Below are 18,464 nucleotides of genomic sequence, written 5' to 3' on the forward strand. Positions count from 1 at the left end.
GGTGAAGGTTGGAATCTATTGCGACTCGGGCATCAACGGCGGTCATGAAGAGATGCTCAAGCGCTTCATGCTCGCGCTCGTCGCGTGCGCGCATATCGAGACGCTGGATATCCTCGTGCCGACGGCCAACGAGCCGCTGTTTCGCTATGTGAATGATCTGACGCGCGCGCACCCGAAAGTGAGGACGGTCGGTCTTTCCTACACGGCTGAATCGCTACGCGGTAATCTCTTCGCCCTGCTGCGCATGATCCGCTCGACTGCAGCCAGGCTGCGCGTGTTGCAACTGGACAAGCTCGTGATTGCGCAAGGCACGATCGCCTCCGGTATCGCGGGGCTCTTCGCCGCGCGTTACGCGCGCACCATCGCGGTGAGCTACCTGCCTCTCGTCGACGATGCGCCCGTGAACGTCGGCGTGGGTGGAAAGATCAAGTGGCTTGTGAAGCGCGTGCTGTATCGCGTGCCAAACGAGTATGTGACGTTGAACGATCATCTGCGCGGCAAGCTGAAGAGGCTCGCTCCGAATGCGCGCGCGATGATCCTCGAGAACTATGTCGACGATCGCTTCAGCCGCTCGACGCTCACGAAGCAGGCGGCGCGCGCCACGCTCGGCCTGCCCGACGATGGCACGACGATCATCGCGCACGTCGGGCGCCTGAACTTCCAGCAGAAGCGCCAGGACTTCCTGATGCAAGCCATCGAGCGCCACGCGGGTGCATTTGCGCGAACGCTCGTGCTGATCATCGGCGAAGGACCGGACGATGCGCGTCTGCGCGACATGATCGAAGCGAGTCCCCCGCTGTCCGCCTGCGTGCGCATGGTCGGTCCGCAGAAGGACGTGCTGCCGTACATCGTCGCAAGCGATACGCTCGTGCTTCCCTCGGCGTATGAGGGCGTGCCGCTCGTGATGATCGAGGCCGTGCTCGCCGAGAGGCCTATCGTCGTGTCGCGCGTGTCGGGGCTCGACTCCTATCTTCCGGACGCACTGCTCTTCCCCGCGCATGATCATGACGCGTTCGTCAGACGCATTTTCGCGGCCCGCGATCTTACTCTCACCTCGCTCACCAGCGAATTCAGACGGCGTTTCTCGCGCGAAGCGTTCGATGCGCAGGCGCAGAACGTCGTCTTGCACTCGGGCCCCTCGCGTCATGAAGGCGCTCAGGTCTCACCCAAACATTCCGACGTGCTGGCGAAGTAACGGCGCGCACATTCCCAGGGACGAACGTCGATGCGAACTTTGCCAGTCGCGGTATCCGTCTTTGGCGCGCTTCTCTGCGCATCCGTGCTGATCTATGCGCGCAGCGGCTCGCCCGATGCCTACCACACCAGCCGTTCGGCCCCGCCCAATGCCCAGGCTACCGTCGGCGCCACGCCGAAAATCGCCTGCGGCAAGGGCTCGACCGGCGTGTTCTACGGAATCGCCGGCCATCTGGAGCATCGCGGCGCGTATCGCATGGTCCCCTACGACTTGCAGATTTCACAGCTTCGCGATCTCGGTGTCACGATGTACGCGCAAGATGTGTCCAGCGAGGGCAGCGCGCAGATGGTCGCGGACTTCGCGCGCGCCGCGGCGAAGCAATGCATCGGCGTGCTCGCGCTCGTCACGCCCTTCGAACCGGAGAAGCGCCGCGACGAACAGGAAACGTTCGAACGCGGTTATGCGCTAGGGAAGACCGCCGGAAGCGTACTCAAGGGTCTGGTTACGTACTATCAGGTTGGCAACGAATACGACAACTGGACGATCAAGGGCTCCGACCGCAGCGGCGAGCACCCGTCGGATTACGACAACGAGAAGTTCATGAAGGCTCGCGGTTCGATTCTCGGCCTCATCAAGGGCATACGCGAAGCGAACCCGGACGCGAAGATCCTGCTCACGTCCTTCAGCTGGCTGCACTACGGTTTCACGGACATGCTGTATGCGGGCACGCAGCCCGACGGTTCGAGCGGTCATCCCATCCCGCAGTGGGACATCACCGCGTGGCACTGGTATTCGAACATGGGCTCGATCACCGCCGCGGGCAGCAACAAGGTCAATGTCCTCGAACGGCTGCGCGACAGTTACGGCAAGCCCATCTGGATCACGGAATACGGCGTGCGGCCTAACCACGCGGACCCGGGCGGGTATCTCACGGGCAAGGACGCCTTGAAGGGATTCGTCTCGCTGGCGAAGACCTACAACATCCAGAACGTGACGTTGTACGAGCTTTATGACGACCAACGCTATGGCGGCGACGGCAACTATGGCGTGATTCAGGACGACGGCAAAACGCGCAAGGGGCGCTTCGATACGGTGCGCGATTTCATCAAGGCGAATCCCATGCCGTGAGCAAGGCGTGCGATTCTCTGCGGTGTGTTCTGCGATCGTCGCGATGAAGACGGTTGCCTAGTGTTACAAATGAAACATCTGCGAAACCGGCAATTATCGCGCGATTCGGTTAAATCGCAAGTGCCGTGCCCGACTTATCGACGCATATAACGTTCGCTACTTAACAGACGCGACCGGTTGACGACAGGAAGATAGCTTTGACGCTATTTTCTCCAGTCGTATCGTGTCGTTTTAATGCCAGGCGATTCACATCGGGGTTCGCATGGTCATCATCATCCGAATCCTGAGGCGCGGCGACGAGGCACGGAGTGTGCTTCAGCGAAGCATCGCACTCCGACGAGCCGACATCTCTCGTCACGCAGATCCGAAGCGCGACGCGCTTCACCCGCTTTCAGAGCCTCTCGCGCCTAAGTCTGGAATTTTTCCAACGGCCATGCGCCGGACCAACGACTCGCAAGACGAACCGCGGACATAGCCGCGCGGGCTAGCTGCTTTTTGTAGCCCTGAAACCAATGCTCAACTTATCGAACTGAGGACGGCGCCATTGAACACCCTCTATGTCAACTCCGGATCTTCGCGCCCAGGCAAGGACGACGGTGAATTCACCGCGAGCGACATGCTCAAGCTCTTGCGCGATCATCTCGGCATACTCTTCCTGTTCATCGGGGTGGCGGCCGCGCTTGCGGCCTCCTATGCATTCCTTGCCAAGCCCATCTATTCATCGGATGTGGTGGTGCGCGTGGATCCACCCGATCCCAACGCACTCGGCATTGCGCCGCAGAATCAGCAGCAGATGCAGCAGATGTCGCAAACGGTGAATCAGATTGCACCCGCTGAAATTTCTGTGATGCAAAGCCGTTCCGTGCTCGAACCCGTCGTGAAGCAGTTTCATTTCGACGTGAGAGTCAAGCCGAAGACATTCCCCGTGCTCGGGCAGATCGCCGAGCTTTTCGCAAAGAAGGGGCATCTCGCACCGGCGTGGCTCGGCCTCGATTCATACGGCTGGGGTGGGGAGCAACTGCAGATCGGCCGGCTCGACGTGCCGCCCGGACTCGAAGATCAGAAGCTCGATTTCGTTCTGCTCGACAACAACCAGTACGAGCTGCGCGACCCCGACGGCGACACGCTGCTGCGCGGCACGATCGGTCGCCCGGCAACCGCCAACGGTGTGTCGATTCTCGTCAACCATGTCGTCGGGCGGCCGGGCATGCACTTCGATGTCACGCGCCTGAATACGCTCGACGCGATCGCGCTCATGAAGAAGACGATGAAGGTGGCCGAGTCCGCGAAAGACACGGGCGTCGTGCAGATCAGCTTCAACGCCGACGATCCCGCGCTCACCGCCGACGTCGCCAACGCGCTCGGCCAGGCCTATCTGACCGCAGCGGTGCAGGCCCGTCAGGCGAACGACACCAAGACGCTCGAATTCATCCGCGGAGAGCTGCCGCGCCTCGAATCCGACCTGAAGAAAGCCGAAGGCAACCTGAGCGCGTTCCGCGCGAAGTCGCAGTCGGTGCAGCCGATCAACGAGGCGCAGGCTTATCTGCAAGGCAGCATCGTGTCGATGCAGCAGCTCGCGACGCTGAAACTGCAACGCACGCAGGCTTTGCAAAAGTTCACGCCGAGCAGCCCGCAGGTGCAGAACCTGAATCAGCAGATCGCTGAACTGGAGTCGTCGAACAAGCAGATTCAGTCGCGCTTCGACAGCATGCCGGCTTCCGAGCGCCAGAACGCGGAGCTTACGCGTGATGCGCGCGTCGCCGAGACGATCTACATGGGCATGGTCAACAAGGCCGAGGAGCTCTCGGTGCGTCGCGCGAGCACGAGCGGCGGCGCGCATATCGTCGATAACGCGCTGCGTCCGTATCGTCCGGTCAAGCCGAACAAGTCGCTCGTGATCGCGGCGGGTACGGGACTGGGCTTCTTCCTCGGAACGTTCTTTATCTTCCTGCGCCGTCACGCGATGATCGGCGTGACCGATCCGATGTTCGTCGAACGCCGTCTGTCGGTGCCGGTGCTGGGCGAAGTGCTGTACAGCCGGCAGCAGGCAATGCTCGATCACGAGATCGCGGTGTCGCCGGTGGAACATGCGCCGCTTGCATACTCCGGGGCGCAGAACGGCAGCGCGCCAAAGGCCTTGCCTCATGTGGAGCTGCCCGAGCACGATGCGTTCGCGATGCCGCACGTGGCCGAGACCCATCGCGACGCCCGGGTGCTCGCGACGCGCTATCCGCACGATCCGGCCGTCGAAGCGCTGCGTGCGGTGCGCACGGAGCTGTATCGCGATCTCGCGAATGCACCGAACAACATCGTGATGCTGACCGGCCCGATTCCGTCTGCGGGCAAGAGCTTCGTGGCGGCCAACCTGTCGGTGCTGCTCGCGGAAATCGGCCTGCGCGTGCTGCTGATCGATGCGGACATGCGGCGCGGCCATATCGCCTCGTTCTTCAAGCAGTCGAATCCCGGCGGCCTCTCGGAAGTGCTCAAGGGCGAGATGGCGCTGGGCGATGCGATCCGCTATGTCGGCGTGCCGGGCCTGTCGTTTATGTCCTGCGGCGGCTATCCGGAGAATCCTTCGGAGCTGCTGATGATGCCGGGCTTCCGCAACATGCTCGCGCGCATGAGCGATCAGTTCGATCTGGTGATCGTCGATACGCCGCCGTTCCTCGTCGTGACCGATGCGGCGATCGTCGCGAGCGATGCCGGCTCGACCGTGCTCGTGCTGCGCTCGGGCATCCAGAGCGAGGAAGAGATCGAGGAAACCGTGAAGAAGGTGCAGCGCTCCGGCGGCAGACTGGTCGGCTCGGTCTTCAACGCGATTCCGCGTCGTCCGAGCAATCGGCGCAGCTATGGTTACGCGGCGGCTTATACGAGCACGTTCAAACCGGTAAACTGATAACGATGCGCGTAACGAAGCGCGCATTGCATGACAGCATTGCGCCGCGTGCCCGTCACGCGGCGCTTCACGCTGGATCGCAGGTGTCTGTCGACATGAGCCCATCCGTAGCGGGAATTTCCCGCGCGATCGGGAAGTCGAATGGTTTCGGAGCAAGCCATCCTCTGGAACGTGATCGTCGCGCGCAGCGCATGCCGGCGATCAGAACGTTTGTTCATACGTCTTCGTCCGCAAGGGTGGGTCTCGGGGGTTTCGACGCGTTGCGCGTCGCCAGCCGGTTCGAACAAAGAGACGCCCATGAACGGACGCTTTCTCCGCAGGCATCGGCTCGTGCAATGTCCGCGTTGCAGGCGGCCAGTGAGCGCGAACATGACCGTATGTCCGCATTGCGATTACCATCGCGCGCAGAAGCGGTCGTACGTGCCGCGCCTGTCGGCGCCAGCGCAAGCAGCCGCCGGCCGTCTGATCGCACGGGGATCACACGCCGTGCGCAAGCGGGCGGTGCTGGTTCTCGTGCTCGCCCTGCTCGCGATCAGCGGATATCTGTGGCTCGGCGAGTCGGGACTCGATGCGCGAATCCGGTCGCTGAGTTCGCATCATTGGCTCGGCGTCGTGGACGAGCCTCCGAACGACGATGCCGCAGCCGAAGCGGCGCGTGCAAAGCGCACCCGTGACACGGCGGCGTTATGAGCGAAAGCTGCAGTCAGACGATTCACGCCGTGCGTGAATGTACATACCCTCGACGCGGATACCCGATGATCGAGCCGGCAGGCGTCTTGCTTGCTCTCGCTTCGGCCGCTCACGATAACGAGAGAAAGCCCGGCCCGAACCGGACACACCCTACCCTTCGATGATGAAAGAAAAAGCGGCGCTGACCGACCTCTATTACAGAATCTGGGCCTTCGCGATGCCGGTGACGTCGTTCGTCGTCATTCCGTCGATCCAGGGCACGACGATCGGCTATCTGATGTGCTTCCTCTCCGTGCCGCTCGTGCTGCTGTATGGCGGCCGCGCGCGCAAGAGCTGGATGCACTTCGTCGGAGCCGCGATCATCGTCTGGCTGCTGATGTTCTGCACCGCGCAGGTCGCCGACGTCATGGCGCCTTTCGATCCCGACTTCAGCAAGATCGTGCTGGTCGACGAGACCGATCCCTTCACGTTCATCCTGCGCAAGAGCCTGTTTACGCAGTCGATCTACGTCGCGGCGGTAGTGCTCTACGCGGCTTACGTCTACCACTACTACAAGCCGACGTGGGACCAGTGGCTGCTCGCGGCCGTCACGATCTTCGCGATCTACGGCATGTTCGAAGTGGCGTACTACGTCGCGACCGGCAAGCCGGGCGACTTCATCTCGAACCGCTCGTTCGGCGATCAGTTCGGCAAGGGCATCGTGCGCTCGGACGGCACGGTGAACGGCAGCTCTTTCCAGCAGATCGACATCAAGGGCTTCCCTATCCAGCGTCTCAAGGCGCTCACCGGCGAGCCATCGATGTACGCGATGTCGATCTTCCCCTTCTGGGTCTACTTCAACGCGACTTCGCGCTTGCGCTGGCCGGTGTGGGTCATCGGCGCGTCGCTGCTGATGAGCACGTCGTCCACGGTGCTGATCGGCTATGCGGTGTACTGGATCATCCGCGTGCGCAAGCTGGGCGTGAATCCGGTCAAGGCGCTCGTCACCTTGTTCGTGCTGTGCGTGGTCGCGTATCTCGCGCAGGACTATATCGCCGATCTGTTCAAGCAGATGGTGACGGACAAGGTCGAGCAGAAGACCGAGTCGGGCTCGGACCGTATCGGCCTGTTCCTCAACTCCATGCGCCTGTGGTTCCATGCGGCGCCGCTCAATCAGTTGTTCGGCATCGGCTTCGGCTACGTGCGCTCGACCGATCTGTTCTCCACGTTGCTCGTGAATACCGGGATCATCGGCACGGTGTTCATCAGCGCGCTGATGCTCTATCCGGCGTTCAAGCTCGACTGGGACCCGCGCGGCATGGCGCTGCGTCAATGCTGCGCCGCCACCTGGACGATGATGATGGTCTCGGTGCCCGAGTTCGCGTATCTCGCGCCGTGGACGCTGGTCGCGATGGCCTACGTGCGCGTGCGTGCGCTCAAGCTCGCGCGGATGCAGGTCGGCGACAAGGCCGCAGCCAGCGCGATGGAGGATTCGCAGGTGGGCGCGAATATCGGCACGGCCATCGGCAAGCATGTGCGGCCGGAGCTCGGTCCGCGCATCGGCTCGCGCTTCGGGCCGCGCGGACGGCATCTCTGAGGACATGACGCGTAGAACGTCGCCGCCCGCTTCTGCCGTTCTACAATGCTGGTTTCGACCACCGGCCGCGCATCGATGGCCGGGCAACCAGGGAGCAACCATGTCGATTGTCACGACCGATTCCGGTCTCAAGTACGAAGACGTCACCGTCGGTGAAGGCGCCGAAGCCGTCGCGGGCAAAACCGTCAGCGTGCACTACACGGGCTGGCTCACGGATGGCCAGAAATTCGATTCGAGCAAGGACCGCAACGATCCGTTCGCCTTCGTGCTGGGCGGCGGCATGGTCATCAAGGGCTGGGATGAAGGCGTGCAGGGCATGAAGGTCGGCGGCGTGCGCCGTCTGACCATTCCGCCGCAACTCGGCTATGGCGCGCGCGGCGCGGGCGGCGTGATTCCGCCGAACGCGACGCTCGTGTTCGAAGTGGAACTGCTCGACGTCTGAGCACAATCTGCATGAGCGCGCCGCTGCCTCGTCCGGCCCTCGCCTTGCGTCGCTACGCGGCGGCGCAGGCGTCCGACGTGCACGACTTTCATCAGATCGTGCTCGGCCTCGACGGCTGCATGGAAATGGCCGTCGACGGCAACGGCGCGCGCATCGACCGTCGCGGCGCGTGGATCATTCCCGCGGGCGCGCGTCACGATTACTGGGCCGATGGCGAGAATCGCCAGCTCGTGCTCGATCTTCCCGCCACGTCGATCGCGGTCCCGGAACGTTTCTTCGAGCGGGCGCGCGCCATCGTCGTCGATCCTCGCGTGACGCAACTCGTCGCCGATGTCGCGCGGCAGACGAATGTCCATGATGCGCGTTTCTCGCATCGCTTCGTATGGCAGGCCGCCGCGCATCTTTGCAGCGCGCTGATGCAGGACGCCGACCCCGCCGTCGATGCGATGCGTGGTCTCGACTTCGCACGCATCGACCGGTGGTTGCGTCTGCATCTGTCCGAGCCGCTGCGCATCGCCGATCTCGCCGCGCATTGCGGCTTCGGCATGCGGCGCTTTCATCAGCTCTTCAACGAAGCGTTCGGCGAGACGCCGCATCGCTATCTGCATCGCTTGCGACTCGACACCGCGCTCACGCTGCTCGCCGATCCGCGCGCGACGCTCATCGCCATTGCGCTCGATGTCGGCTTCGCGGATCAGAGCGCCTTCACGCATGCGTTCTCAAAGCGTTTCGGCGTCTCGCCGGGGCAATGGCGCAATGGCGCCTCGAGCGCGCCGCGAAGTCACTAGTTCAGCCCGCGTTCCAGATCGGCGCGAATGTCCGCCGGATCTTCGAGTCCCACGGCAAGACGAATCAGGCCTTCACGTATGCCTGCCGCTTCGCGCACTTCGGGCGCGAGACGTCCGTGCGTCGTCGTCGACGGATGCGTGATGGTCGTGCGCGTGTCGCCGAGATTGCCGGTGATCGAGCACAGTTTCGTCGCATCGATCACGCGCCACGCGTTTGCGCGCTGCTGTTCCTGCGTGTCGCCCTTCAGTTCGAACGACAGGATCGCGCCGCCCGCCTTTTGCTGCTTCTTCGCGATCGCATGTTGCGGGTGCGATTCGAGTCCCGGATAAAACACGCGATTCACCGCCGGATGCGATTCGAGCCAGCGCGCAATATCGAACGCATTTGCCGATTGCTTCTCCACGCGCAGCGGCAAGGTCTCCATGCCCTTGAGCAGCACCCATGCATTGAACGCGGACATGGTGGGCCCGGCGCTGCGCACGAACGGAAACACGGTCTCCATGATGAAGCGCCTCGAGCCGACCAGCGCGCCGCCGAGCACGCGGCCTTGCCCGTCGAGAAACTTGGTGGCCGAATGCATCACCACATCGGCGCCGAGCTTGAGCGGCTGCTGCAGGGCCGGACTGCAAAAGCAGTTATCGACGACGAACAATGCGCCGTTCTGATTCGCGATCTGCGCTATAGCTTCGATGTCGGCGATCTCCGTCAGCGGGTTCGAAGGCGTCTCCAGAAAAAACATCTTCGTCGCGGGCGTGACGGCGGCTTGCCATTCTTCGGGCTTCGTCGGATCGACGAAGGTCGTCGTGATGCCGAACTTCGGGAAGATCTGCGTGAACATGCCGATGGTCGAACCGAACAGGCTCTTCGAACTCACGATGTGATCGCCCTGCTGCATCGACGCCATCACGACCGAGAGAATCGCCGACATGCCCGATGCCGTCGCCATGCACGCTTCCCCGCCTTCGAGCGCGGCGAGGCGATTCTGGAACATCGTCACCGTGGGATTGGTGAAGCGCGAGTACGTGTACGCTTCTTCCGCGTTCTTGAAGCGCTCGGCGGCTTCGCCCGCGCTCGAAAAGCAGAAGCTCGACGTGAGAAACAGCGCCTCTGCATGCTCGTTGAATTCACTGCGCAAGGTCCCGGCGCGCACGGCGAGCGTATCGAAGCTCAGGTGTTCGTCCATGTTTTTTCTCCCTTGTTTTCAGGCTCGCGACGTAAAAAAGCCCGCTTGGTCGATCGACGAAGCGGGCTCGTTCGGCATTGCAACCGAAGCCTTATCGGCGCATCACTCGACCGATAGTTGCAGATGCAACTGCGAGCGCGCCATGCCGCCTTCCTGCGCTTCGCTCGCCGCGTCGCGGTCCGACTGCGATTGCGGCGCGAGACGCGCGCTCTCGATGCGATCGAGATAATCGGTCGTGACATCGCCCGTGATGTAGTTGCCATCGAAGCACGACGCTTCGAACTCCTTCAGCTCGGGATTGATGTCGCGAATCGCGCTCTTCAGGTCTTCCACGTCCTGATAGACGAGATAGTCCGCGCCGATCATGCGCGCCACTTCTTCGTCGGTGCGGCCGTGCGCGACGAGTTCGCCACGCGTCGGCATGTCGATGCCGTACACATTCGGGAACTTCACCGGCGGCGCGGCGGATGCGAAGATCACCTTGTTCGCGCCGGCGTCGCGCGCCATCTGCACGATTTCATGCGAAGTCGTGCCGCGCACGATCGAGTCGTCGACGATCAGCACGTTCTTGCCCTTGAACTCGATGCCCATCGCATTGAGCTTCTGGCGCACCGATTTCTTGCGCACCGCCTGGCCCGGCATGATGAAGGTACGGCCCACGTAGCGATTCTTGAAGAATCCCTCGCGATATTCGACGCCGAGCTTCGCGGCGACCTGCATCGCGGCGGGGCGCGACGAATCGGGAATCGGCATGACGACGTCGATCGCCACGTCGGGCAGCACGCGCTTGATCTTCTCCGCGAGATAGTCGCCCATGCGCAGGCGCGCGTTGTAGACCGGCACGCCGTCGAGGCACGAGTCCGGACGCGCGAGATACACGAGTTCGAAGATGCAGGGATTGAGCACCGGCTTTTCGGCGCATTGATGGCTGTGCAGATTGCCTTCGGCGTCGATGAAAATCGCCTCGCCCGGCTCCACGTCACGCACGAATTCGAAGCCGATGCCTTCGATCGCCACCGACTCCGACGCCACCATCCACTCGATGCCGGTCGACGTTTCCAGCTTGCCGAGCACGAGCGGACGGATGCCGAACGGGTCGCGGAACGCGATGAGCCCGTAGCCCGCGATCAGCGAAACGATCGCATACGAGCCCTTCACGCGGCGATGCACGCCCGCGACGGCCTTCCACAGTGCGTTGGCGTCGAGCTGCAGGCCCGAGCTCGCGAGCTGCAGTTCGTGCGCGAACACGTTGAGGAGCACTTCGGTGTCGGATGCAGTGTTGATGTGCCGGCGGTCGATGCGGAACATCTCGTCCTTCAACTGCATCCAGTTCGTCAGATTGCCGTTGTGCGCGAGGATGATGCCGAACGGCGCGTTGACGTAGAACGGCTGTGCTTCTTCCTCGCTCGACGCGGAACCGGCGGTCGGATAACGCACCTGGCCGATACCCACGTTGCCCGGCAGGCTACGCATGTTGCGCGTGCGGAACACGTCGCGCACCATGCCATTGGCCTTATGCATGTGGAAGTTGTTGCCGTTCGCCGTGGCGATGCCCGCCGCGTCCTGCCCGCGATGCTGGAGCAGGAGCAGGCTGTCATAGATCAGCTGATTGACGGGACTTTGGGAAACTACACCTACGATGCCGCACATGGCATGGTCCTTCAAAGAGTCGAAACGGGTAGACGAGGCGGTGCCGGCTCACATCGGACGCTTTCTCGAAATTCGGCTGCACCGTGGCCGGTTCCGAAGCGTCCTCGACGCCGTCGCAGATTCCCCGTGTAGCGGGCCGTTCGTCTATTGTGCGGCGTCTGGCGCCAGGACGCTCGACTGGGGAGCGACATGCACATACGCGGCGAGCGTATCGGGGAGCAGCGGTTTCAGTTCGCGCACGCCCTGCTCGGCCGCCGGCCGCAGCAGCGCGTTGCGCCAAAAATCCTTTTCCGGCAGTTCGGTCAAGCCCGCCAGGGCGACCAGAATCACTACCAATATAGCCCCTCTGACGAGGCCGAACAGCAGGCCGAGCGAGCGGTCGACGCCGCGCAGGCCGGTCACTTCCGTGACGCGCGTCAGCAGCGCCGACAGCACGCTCGACACCAGCAGCACTGCGGCGACCACCAGCAGGAAGGCGATCAGCCATTGCGTCAGCGCGCCGCCCGGCCATGTCGACGGAATATAGGGCACGACGAGACCGACGAAGCGCCCGGCGATCAAAATGGCCGCGACCCAGCCGACGAGCCCGAACGCCTCGGCCAGAAGGCCGCGCCACATTCCGCGCAATGCGGACAGGCCGATCACGGCCATCACGGCATAGTCGAACGCGGTGAACATCGAATTCGCTTAGTTCGTGGGCCGCGCGCCGCCGCCGAGGCCGGCGAGCTTCACTTTCGCGAGCGCCGCCTGCGCCGACGCGCGATCCGGGAACGGCCCTGCGCGCAGCAACGACTTCGTTGAACCGTCCGACTGCTTGCGATGTTCGAGATATGCGGGCACGCCCGCGGCTTTCAACTTGTTGACCCAGTTCTGCGCGGCGGTTTCCTCGTCGAACTGGCCGATCTGCAGCACGAAGCGGCTGCCGGCCGGCGACGACGGCGTGTTCGCGGCGCCTGCGGCGGCGTTCGTGTTCGCGTCTTCGGCGGCCTGCGGCTTCGCGTTGTTGCTCGCCACGGCGGCCGGTTTCGACGGCTTCGCGTCAGTCTTGGCTTCGGTTTTGGCTTGATCCTTCGGCTCGGGCTTCGCTTGCGCGGTCGCGGCCGATGCGGCCGCCGCCTGCGGCTGCGTCACGCCAGCGGCGACGCTACCTGATGCGCCCGCGGCAGGCGCATTGTCGTGCGCCACACCCGCCTGAGAATCGGCGTCGGCTGCGTCGCGCGATTGCTTCGCGGTCGCCGCCGGAGCCGGACGATTCGGAATGTCGATGGAGATGTCGTCGGTGACCGGCTTGGGGCGCGAATCCAGCACCATCGGCAAGACGATGACAGCGGCCAGCACCAGCGCGATCGCGCCGACGAGCCTGCGGCGCGCGCGCTGCTTTTCGGGAAGCGTGGGGTCGAGCATCATCGCGTCGGCGTCGGTGCGCTCGGACCTGCGCGTGCGGCGTTCCGTGCGGACGGTATGGCGCGCGCCGCGCGAAGAATCGGAGTATGCGTCGCGACCGGAGTCGTCTTTCTTGCCGAACGAGAAGAGTCCCATGTATCGCTAGGTACTGACGGGCGACCGTCTCAATGATGCTGCTTAATTGTGCTGCAAGCGTCGGTAGGCCATGACGCCGGCTACCGTGTAGAAACTGCCGAAGACCAAAATTCTATCATTTTCGGACGCCCGGCTTAACGCATCTTGAAAAGCCGCCGCGGGTGTTTCAAAACGGGAAACGCTGCTGTCGGGCCCTTCGTTGACACCGGCATCGCGCAAGGCGGTTTCGAGCTGCTCGGCGGACGCGGCACGCGGCGTCGGCAGCGCGGTCACGTTCCAGTGATCGATCTCGCCCTTCAACTGCTTCAGCACGCCGTCGATGTCCTTGTCGCCCATCGCGCCGAACACCGCGTAAGTGTACGGAAAATAGCCCATGTTGCCGAGATTTTGCGCCAAAACAGCCGCAGCGTGAGGGTTATGCGCAACATCGAGGATGATCTGCGGCTTGCCCGGCAGCACCTGGAAGCGGCCGGCCAGTTCCACATTGGCGAGTCCGAGACGAATGTCCTGCGCCGAGACCGGCAGACGGTCGCGAAGCGATTCGAGCGCGGCCAGCGCCGCCGATGTATTGATGAGCTGATTGGCGCCCCGCAAGGCCGGATATGCCAGCGCCGAACGGCGCTGCTCGCGGCCGATGTAGCTCCACTGCTGGCGCTCGTTGCCCGGTTGCGCTTCGTAGCGAAAATCGCGGCCGACGAGCCACAAGTCCGCGCCGATAGCTTCGGCGTGATCGATCAGGCTTTGCGGCGGCGAGGGGTCGCCGCATACCGCCGGTTTGCCCGGCCGGAAAATGCCCGCTTTCTCGAATCCGATCTTCTCGCGCGTATCGCCGAGATAGTCCGTATGGTCGATATCGATGCTCGTAATGACCGCGCAATCCGTATCGACGATATTCACCGCGTCCAGACGCCCGCCCAGGCCGACCTCCAGAACCACCGCGTCGAGCCCGCGCGACGCGAACAAATGCAGGATCGCGAGCGTCGTGAACTCGAAATACGTGAGCGACACGGGCTCCGGCAGGCTGGCACGCGCCTTTTCCACCGCCTCGAAGTGTTCGAGCAGCTCGGCGTCCGACGCCTCCGCGCCATCGATGCGCGCGCGCTCGTTGAACGCCAGCAGATGCGGCGACGTGTGACAGCCGACGCGATACCCCGCGCGCAGCAAAATCGTTTCGATGATGGCGCACGTCGAGCCTTTGCCGTTCGTGCCGCCGACCGTGATCACCGGGCAATCGAAGCGCAGACCGAGCGCGTCCTTCACGCGGCCGATGCGCGCGAGGCCCATGTCGATGCCGACCGGATGCGCCGATTCCAGATGGGCAAGCCAGGCGTCGAGGGTGGGGAAAGTGTTCATTTTCGAGATCGGGAAACAAAAGCGCCGCGCGGAACCTCGCGGGGTTCACGCGCGGCGCGGCGCTACGTATTCGAAAGTCAGGCGACGGAATCGGCGGGTTGCCGCGTCATCAGCGCCATCAACTGAGCCAGTTCTTCGCGCATCTTGCGGCGATCCAGGATCATGTCGACCGCGCCCTTCGTTATCAGGAATTCGGCGCGCTGGAAACCTTCCGGCAGCTTTTCACGCACGGTCTGCTCGATCACACGCGGGCCCGCGAAGCCGATCAGCGCCTTCGGTTCGGCGATCACCACGTCGCCCAGGAACGCGAAGCTCGCCGACACGCCGCCCATCGTCGGGTCGGTCAGCACCGAAATGAAAGGCAGCTTGGCGTCCGACAGTTTGGTCAGCAGCGCCGTGGTTTTCGCCATTTGCATGAGCGAAAGCAGGCTCTCCTGCATACGCGCACCGCCCGATGCCGTAAAGCAGATGAACGGCACGTTCTGCTCCAGCGCGTTGCGTGCGCCGCGCACGAAGCGCTCGCCGACCACGGAACCCATCGAGCCGCCCATGAACGAGAACTCGAAGCACGCGACCACGCACGGAATCGTGTGGATGGCGCCACCCATGACGACCATTGCGTCGGTTTCGCCGGTGTCGTCCATTGCTTCCTTGATGCGATCCGGGTACTTGCGGCTGTCCTTGAACTTGAGCGCGTCGACCGGCACGACTTCCTGGCCGATTTCATAACGGCCTTCCGGATCGAGCAGGCGATCGAGCCGCTCGCGCGCCCCGATGCGCATGTGATGGCTGCACTTCGGGCAAACGTGCAGGTTCGCCTCCACGTCGTTGCGGTACAGCACCGCTTCGCACGACGGGCACTTCACCCACAGGCCTTCGGGAATGCCCTTGCGGCTCTTGGGATCGGTTTGCTTGATCTTGGGCGGCAGCAGTTTGTCGAGCCAGCTCATCGTTTTTCCTTGACTGATCGGTCGCCGCGCGGCGCGCCCGGAATCCGGGCGCGCCGCGGCGGCGCGTATTTTACTGTGCGGCGTCGAGCGCCTGACGAATTTCGGCGATGAAGCTCGTCAGCGAGGCGGCCGCGGTGTCCGGCTTCGCGTCCTCGAGCAATTGAACGAGGCGGCTGCCGATCACGACGGCGTCCGCGACATCGGCGACGGCGCGTGCGGTCTGAGCGTCGCGAATGCCGAAACCGACGCCAACCGGCAGAGGCACGTGCGACTTGATGGCCGGGATTTTACTCGCGATGCTGGAAACGTCCAGATTTGCGGCACCGGTCACGCCTTTCAGCGATACGTAATAGACGTAACCGCTCGCAATTTTGCCGACCAGCGCGATGCGTTCGTCCGTCGAAGTTGGCGCGAGCAGAAAGATCGGATCGATTCCGGACGCGCGCATCGACGCACCGAAAGTCTCGGCTTCCTCGGGCGGGTAATCGACCACCAGCACGCCGTCGACGCCCGCTTCCTTCGCCGCCTTCGCGAAATTGTCGGCGCCCATGCGCTCGATCGGATTCGCGTAACCCATCAGCACGACGGGCGTTTTGTCGTCGGTTTGGCGGAAGCGCGCGACATCGGCGAGCACGCTTTTCAGCGTCACGCCGCGTGCGAGCGCGCGTTCCGACGAACGCTGGATCACGGGGCCATCGGCCATCGGATCGGAGAACGGCACGCCCAGTTCGATGATGTCCGCGCCGCCCTTCGCGAGCGCGTGCATGAAGTCGACGGTCTGCTCGGGGTTCGGATCGCCCGCGGTGATGAACGGGATCAGCCCTTTCTTGCCCTGCGCGGCCAGCGCCGCAAATGTATTCTTGATACGGGACATGAGATTTCTCGAAGTCGTATTCATTGACGCCGATGCTTTCCAGCATTCGGCGCGATCATCGGCGAAAAAGACGTTATTCGGCGGCCTGCGCGGCGGCATCCGTCGCGATAAGCGCTTTGCGGCGCACGCGCGCGGGCGCTTTCGGCGCGAGCCGCGCGGCCCGCGCCTCGGCAATTCGCCCAAGCGCGATCTCACAATAATCCGCGTTGATCTCGTAGCCGGTGAACTCGCGGCCGTGACGCGCACAAGCCACGGCCGTCGTGCCGCTGCCCATGAAGGGGTCGAGCACTCGGCCGCCCGGCGGACAGCTCGCGAGCACCATGCGCTCGACGATCTCCAGCGGCTTCTGTGTCGGATGATCGACGCGCTCCGCGTGCTGCCTGTGCAGGCGCGACACCGACCAGACATCCTTCGGGTTATAGCCGAGCTCCAGCCACTTGCTGCCTTCGAAGATCTTGCGCGAACGCGCCTTTTTCGTCTCTGCGTCGTAGGGGATGCGCACCGGATCGAGATCGAAGTAGTAATCCTTCGATACCGCGAAATAACCGATGTTATCGTGCACTGACGTAAATTTTCGCGTCGTTCCGCCCATGCTCGGCACGCGCCGGTCCCAGACGATCTCGTTGATCATCAGAAGACGGCGCTTCAGGAACACAAACAGTTCGGGCGAATATTGCCAGGTGCAGAAGATGTACAGCGAGCCGCTGGGTTTCAGCTTCGGAATCGCCAGATCGAGCCAGCGATACGTCCACTCCAGAAAGGCGTCGCCGGACAGCATATCCGAGTCGTTCCCATAATCCTTGCCGAGACCATACGGCGGGTCCGCGACGATCAGATCGATCGAGGCGTCGGGAATGTTCGCGGCATCGGCCAGGAAATCGCGGTTGCGGATGTCCGCGCCGACGCTCGTGAGAGCGCCAGCGGACAACGGCTCGTCGATGACGGTGCGCATCGGTTCCGGGCTTAGAACTGAATGCCCGATCGCTCGGCGACCGTGTGCATGTCCTTGTCGCCCCGGCCCGACAGGTTGACGAGCAGCACCTTGTCGCGCGGCAGCGTCTGCGCGAGCTTGGCGCCGTAGGCGAGCGCGTGGCTCGACTCCAGCGCCGGGATGATGCCTTCGATGCGGCAGCAGTCGTGGAACGCCTTGAGCGCTTCTTCGTCCGTGATGCCGACGTATTCCGCGCGCCCGGCATCCTTCAGCCATGCGTGCTCGGGACCGACGCCCGGATAGTCGAGGCCCGCCGACACCGAATGCGTCTCGATGATCTGGCCGTTCTCGTCCTGCAGCAAATACGTGCGGTTGCCGTGCAGCACGCCGGGGCTGCCGCCCATGAGCGAGGCAGCATGACGGCCCGTATCGATGCCGTCGCCCGCCGCTTCGACGCCGATCAGCCGAACGTCTTTATCGTCGATATACGGGTAAAAGATGCCCATCGCATTCGATCCGCCGCCAACGCACGCGATCACGGCGTCCGGCTGCCGCCCGGTCATTTCCGGCATCTGCACGCGGCATTCGTCGCCGATCACGCGCTGGAAGTCGCGCACCATCATCGGATAAGGATGCGGGCCCGCAACCGTGCCGATGATGTAGAAAGTGTTTTCGACGTTCGTGACCCAGTCGCGCATGGCTTCGTTGAGCGCGTCTTTCAACGTCTTCGAACCGGATTCGACCGGCACGACGGTCGCACCGAGCAACTTCATGCGATAAACGTTCGCCGCCTGCCGACGCACGTCCTCGGCGCCCATGTACACCACGCACTCCATGCCGAAGCGCGCTGCGATGGTCGCGGTCGCGACGCCGTGCTGGCCCGCGCCGGTTTCGGCGATCACGCGCGGCTTGCCCATCTTGCGGGCGAGCAACGCCTGGCCGATCACGTTGTTGACCTTGTGCGCACCGGTGTGATTCAGGTCTTCGCGCTTCAGATAGAGCTGCGCGCCGCCGAGCATCTCGCTCCAGCGCTTCGCGTGATAGATCGGGGACGGACGGCCCACGTAGTGCTTGAGTTCGTACTCGTATTCCGCCTGGAATTCGGGATCTTTTTGTGCCACCTCATACGCGACGCGCAGTTCATCGAGCGCGTGGATGAGCGTTTCGGAGACGAACACGCCTCCATATTGGCCGAAATGGCCTCTTTCGTCTGGCAAGTTGTACATTGCGTCACTCTCTCGGTTACGCGAGCCGAAGATGCGGCCCAC

At 63.3% G+C, this 18,464-nt stretch carries 17 protein-coding genes; 7 read left to right on the forward strand and 10 right to left on the reverse strand.

Going from position 1 to position 18,464, the window contains the following annotated elements:
• Nucleotide 1: 1 nt before the first annotated feature.
• From AWB79_RS32115 to AWB79_RS32125, 3 genes are all read left to right on the forward strand, one after another.
• On the forward strand, nucleotides 2-1,195 hold the full coding sequence (locus AWB79_RS32115; RefSeq protein WP_061171478.1) for a glycosyltransferase: 1,194 nt from the start codon (nucleotides 2-4) through the stop codon (nucleotides 1,193-1,195).
• A gap of 30 nt (nucleotides 1,196-1,225) precedes the next feature.
• A complete protein-coding gene (locus AWB79_RS32120) occupies nucleotides 1,226-2,323 on the forward strand; it encodes a glycosyl hydrolase (protein ID WP_061171479.1) in 1,098 nt (365 codons plus the stop codon).
• Nucleotides 2,324-2,867: 544 nt separating this feature from the next.
• Nucleotides 2,868-5,219, forward strand: a complete 2,352-nt coding sequence (locus AWB79_RS32125; protein WP_061171480.1) for a polysaccharide biosynthesis tyrosine autokinase — start codon at nucleotides 2,868-2,870, stop codon at nucleotides 5,217-5,219.
• Here AWB79_RS32125 and AWB79_RS39805 read toward each other — a convergent pair.
• Nucleotides 5,189-5,590, reverse strand: coding sequence for a hypothetical protein (locus tag AWB79_RS39805; RefSeq protein WP_157695894.1), 402 nt, complete (start codon nucleotides 5,588-5,590; stop codon nucleotides 5,189-5,191). The two genes, AWB79_RS32125 and AWB79_RS39805, sit on opposite strands and share 31 nt — an antisense overlap.
• On the opposite strand from AWB79_RS39805, the gene AWB79_RS32130 reads away from it, so the two are divergent.
• The 4 genes from AWB79_RS32130 to AWB79_RS32145 all read left to right on the forward strand — a co-directional run bounded on the left by AWB79_RS32130 (nucleotide 5,589) and on the right by AWB79_RS32145 (nucleotide 8,715).
• Nucleotides 5,589-5,909, forward strand: a complete 321-nt coding sequence (locus AWB79_RS32130; protein ID WP_157695895.1) for a hypothetical protein — start codon at nucleotides 5,589-5,591, stop codon at nucleotides 5,907-5,909. The genes AWB79_RS39805 and AWB79_RS32130 overlap by 2 nt on opposite strands.
• A gap of 160 nt (nucleotides 5,910-6,069) precedes the next feature.
• Nucleotides 6,070-7,485 carry a hypothetical protein gene (locus AWB79_RS32135; protein WP_061171482.1) on the forward strand — a complete coding sequence of 472 codons (1,416 nt, stop codon included), beginning with the start codon at nucleotides 6,070-6,072 and terminating at the stop codon, nucleotides 7,483-7,485.
• Nucleotides 7,486-7,585: 100 nt separating this feature from the next.
• Nucleotides 7,586-7,927, forward strand: a complete 342-nt coding sequence (locus tag AWB79_RS32140) for an FKBP-type peptidyl-prolyl cis-trans isomerase (protein WP_035502329.1) — start codon at nucleotides 7,586-7,588, stop codon at nucleotides 7,925-7,927.
• Nucleotides 7,928-7,938: 11 nt separating this feature from the next.
• Nucleotides 7,939-8,715 (forward strand): helix-turn-helix domain-containing protein, encoded by a 777-nt coding sequence (locus tag AWB79_RS32145; protein WP_061171483.1) that lies wholly within the window; start codon nucleotides 7,939-7,941, stop codon nucleotides 8,713-8,715.
• Here AWB79_RS32145 and AWB79_RS32150 read toward each other — a convergent pair.
• The 9 genes from AWB79_RS32150 to trpB all read right to left on the reverse strand — a co-directional run bounded on the left by AWB79_RS32150 (nucleotide 8,712) and on the right by trpB (nucleotide 18,422).
• A complete protein-coding gene (locus AWB79_RS32150) occupies nucleotides 8,712-9,899 on the reverse strand; it encodes an O-succinylhomoserine sulfhydrylase (protein ID WP_061171484.1) in 1,188 nt (395 codons plus the stop codon). The two genes, AWB79_RS32145 and AWB79_RS32150, sit on opposite strands and share 4 nt — an antisense overlap.
• 102 nt (nucleotides 9,900-10,001) lie before the next feature.
• Entirely contained in the window at nucleotides 10,002-11,549 is a 1,548-nt protein-coding gene (gene purF / locus AWB79_RS32155; RefSeq protein WP_061171485.1) for an amidophosphoribosyltransferase, read from the reverse strand.
• Between the two features lie 144 nt (nucleotides 11,550-11,693).
• Complete coding sequence (locus tag AWB79_RS32160; RefSeq protein WP_061171486.1) at nucleotides 11,694-12,227, reverse strand: CvpA family protein; 534 nt, start codon at nucleotides 12,225-12,227, stop codon at nucleotides 11,694-11,696.
• A gap of 9 nt (nucleotides 12,228-12,236) precedes the next feature.
• The gene (locus tag AWB79_RS32165; RefSeq protein WP_061171487.1) at nucleotides 12,237-13,088 is read right to left on the reverse strand and encodes an SPOR domain-containing protein; all 852 of its coding nucleotides are present in this window, start codon (nucleotides 13,086-13,088) and stop codon (nucleotides 12,237-12,239) included.
• Nucleotides 13,089-13,130: 42 nt separating this feature from the next.
• On the reverse strand, nucleotides 13,131-14,441 hold the full coding sequence (gene folC, locus AWB79_RS32170) for a bifunctional tetrahydrofolate synthase/dihydrofolate synthase (protein WP_061171488.1): 1,311 nt from the start codon (nucleotides 14,439-14,441) through the stop codon (nucleotides 13,131-13,133).
• 77 nt (nucleotides 14,442-14,518) lie between these two features.
• Nucleotides 14,519-15,391 (reverse strand): acetyl-CoA carboxylase, carboxyltransferase subunit beta, encoded by an 873-nt coding sequence (gene accD, locus AWB79_RS32175; protein WP_061171489.1) that lies wholly within the window; start codon nucleotides 15,389-15,391, stop codon nucleotides 14,519-14,521.
• A gap of 70 nt (nucleotides 15,392-15,461) precedes the next feature.
• Entirely contained in the window at nucleotides 15,462-16,265 is an 804-nt protein-coding gene (gene trpA / locus AWB79_RS32180; protein WP_061171505.1) for a tryptophan synthase subunit alpha, read from the reverse strand.
• A 73-nt stretch (nucleotides 16,266-16,338) separates the two neighbouring features.
• Entirely contained in the window at nucleotides 16,339-17,217 is an 879-nt protein-coding gene (locus AWB79_RS32185; RefSeq protein WP_061171490.1) for a DNA-methyltransferase, read from the reverse strand.
• 11 nt (nucleotides 17,218-17,228) lie between these two features.
• The gene (gene trpB / locus AWB79_RS32190; RefSeq protein ID WP_061171491.1) at nucleotides 17,229-18,422 is read right to left on the reverse strand and encodes a tryptophan synthase subunit beta; all 1,194 of its coding nucleotides are present in this window, start codon (nucleotides 18,420-18,422) and stop codon (nucleotides 17,229-17,231) included.
• Nucleotides 18,423-18,464: the final 42 nt, after the last annotated feature.

The organism is Caballeronia hypogeia (assembly GCF_001544875.2).
In the GTDB taxonomy this organism is placed as follows: domain Bacteria; phylum Pseudomonadota; class Gammaproteobacteria; order Burkholderiales; family Burkholderiaceae; genus Caballeronia; species Caballeronia hypogeia.

What these genes read in the sequence shown, in the direction of transcription:
- AWB79_RS32120 (WP_061171479.1), top strand. Translation starts at nt 1,226, where the DNA reads ATGCGAACTTTGCCAGTCGCGGTATCCGTCTTTGGCGCGCTTCTCTGC.
- AWB79_RS32130 (WP_157695895.1), top strand. Translation starts at nt 5,589, where the DNA reads ATGACCGTATGTCCGCATTGCGATTACCATCGCGCGCAGAAGCGGTCG.
- AWB79_RS39805 (WP_157695894.1), bottom strand. Translation starts at nt 5,590, where the DNA reads ATGTTCGCGCTCACTGGCCGCCTGCAACGCGGACATTGCACGAGCCGA.
- AWB79_RS32135 (WP_061171482.1), top strand. Translation starts at nt 6,070, where the DNA reads ATGATGAAAGAAAAAGCGGCGCTGACCGACCTCTATTACAGAATCTGG.
- AWB79_RS32140 (WP_035502329.1), top strand. Translation starts at nt 7,586, where the DNA reads ATGTCGATTGTCACGACCGATTCCGGTCTCAAGTACGAAGACGTCACC.
- AWB79_RS32145 (WP_061171483.1), top strand. Translation starts at nt 7,939, where the DNA reads ATGAGCGCGCCGCTGCCTCGTCCGGCCCTCGCCTTGCGTCGCTACGCG.
- AWB79_RS32150 (WP_061171484.1), bottom strand. Translation starts at nt 9,899, where the DNA reads ATGGACGAACACCTGAGCTTCGATACGCTCGCCGTGCGCGCCGGGACC.
- purF (WP_061171485.1), bottom strand. Translation starts at nt 11,549, where the DNA reads ATGTGCGGCATCGTAGGTGTAGTTTCCCAAAGTCCCGTCAATCAGCTG.
- AWB79_RS32160 (WP_061171486.1), bottom strand. Translation starts at nt 12,227, where the DNA reads ATGTTCACCGCGTTCGACTATGCCGTGATGGCCGTGATCGGCCTGTCC.
- AWB79_RS32165 (WP_061171487.1), bottom strand. Translation starts at nt 13,088, where the DNA reads ATGGGACTCTTCTCGTTCGGCAAGAAAGACGACTCCGGTCGCGACGCA.
- folC (WP_061171488.1), bottom strand. Translation starts at nt 14,441, where the DNA reads ATGAACACTTTCCCCACCCTCGACGCCTGGCTTGCCCATCTGGAATCG.
- accD (WP_061171489.1), bottom strand. Translation starts at nt 15,391, where the DNA reads ATGAGCTGGCTCGACAAACTGCTGCCGCCCAAGATCAAGCAAACCGAT.
- trpA (WP_061171505.1), bottom strand. Translation starts at nt 16,265, where the DNA reads ATGTCCCGTATCAAGAATACATTTGCGGCGCTGGCCGCGCAGGGCAAG.
- AWB79_RS32185 (WP_061171490.1), bottom strand. Translation starts at nt 17,217, where the DNA reads ATGCGCACCGTCATCGACGAGCCGTTGTCCGCTGGCGCTCTCACGAGC.
- trpB (WP_061171491.1), bottom strand. Translation starts at nt 18,422, where the DNA reads ATGTACAACTTGCCAGACGAAAGAGGCCATTTCGGCCAATATGGAGGC.